The sequence below is a fragment of the Paraburkholderia sp. UCT31 genome, assembly GCF_014397655.1.
Taxonomy (GTDB): domain Bacteria; phylum Pseudomonadota; class Gammaproteobacteria; order Burkholderiales; family Burkholderiaceae; genus Paraburkholderia; species Paraburkholderia tuberum.
Genome location: NZ_VZQP01000192.1, coordinates 1 through 853, shown reverse-complemented (window position 1 = coordinate 853; position 853 = coordinate 1). Strand labels below are relative to the sequence as shown.

The 853-nt window shown below is 65.8% G+C and carries 1 protein-coding gene; it reads right to left on the bottom strand.

Annotated features, from left to right (window positions below; all coding sequences use genetic code 11):
• On the bottom strand, positions 1 to 703 hold a 703-nt coding region (locus F6X40_RS41575; RefSeq protein WP_187631903.1), incomplete at its 3' end, for a LysR substrate-binding domain-containing protein.
• Positions 704 to 853: the final 150 nt, after the last annotated feature.

Below are 853 nucleotides of genomic sequence, written 5' to 3'. Positions count from 1 at the left end.
CCGCCTCCTTCACCCCTTCGACCCCCGCGATTTCGAGCGCCACGCGCATCGGCACGCCCGCGCGCGCGAACTCGCGCTCGACCGTCTGCCGCACGCCCGAGCCTTCCTCGCGCAGCACCAGCGGATACGCGCCGAACGCGGCCAGCTCGATGCGCCCGCCATTGTCCGCCTGCGCGAGCGGATGCGAGCGCGGCATGATCGCGACGATCTCGTCCTCGCGCCACGCATGGACGACCGTGTCCGGCGGCAGATCTGCGCCGGCGGGACCCTCGATCATCGCGATGTCGACCGAGCCGAGCGCACCGACGATCTCGGCCGTGTTGCCGTTGGCGGTATGCACGCTCACGTGCGGATAACGGCGATGGAATTCGGCGATCAGGTACGGCAGCAGGTAGCTCGCCGGCGTCGTGCTCGCGCCGATCCGCAAGGTGCCCTGTTCGAGACCGCGCAGCGCGTCGCGATAGGCATGCGCCTGCCGCCAGGTGTCGCGCAGCCGCGCCGCATAGGCGGCGAGCTGCTCGCCGGCTGGCGTCAGCCGCACCCCGCGGCCATCGCGCTGATACAGCGGCTCGCCGAACTCGTCCTGCAATTGCCTCAGCTGGCCGGACACCGCCGGCTGCGACAGATGCAGCGCCACCGCCGCCCGGCTGATGTTGCGATGCTCAGCGACGGCGGCGAACGTTATAAGTTGATCCGGGGTCATCTCGATTAAATATCCGTTGAACCGATACTTCACATTCTAAATCACGATTTTTCATATCGATATATCTAATTTAGGATTAGCCCCATTGCTGCTTATGCAGTCCCATGCAAGTCCGTTACGAAGCCGCCGATCATGTCCACACCCACCGCC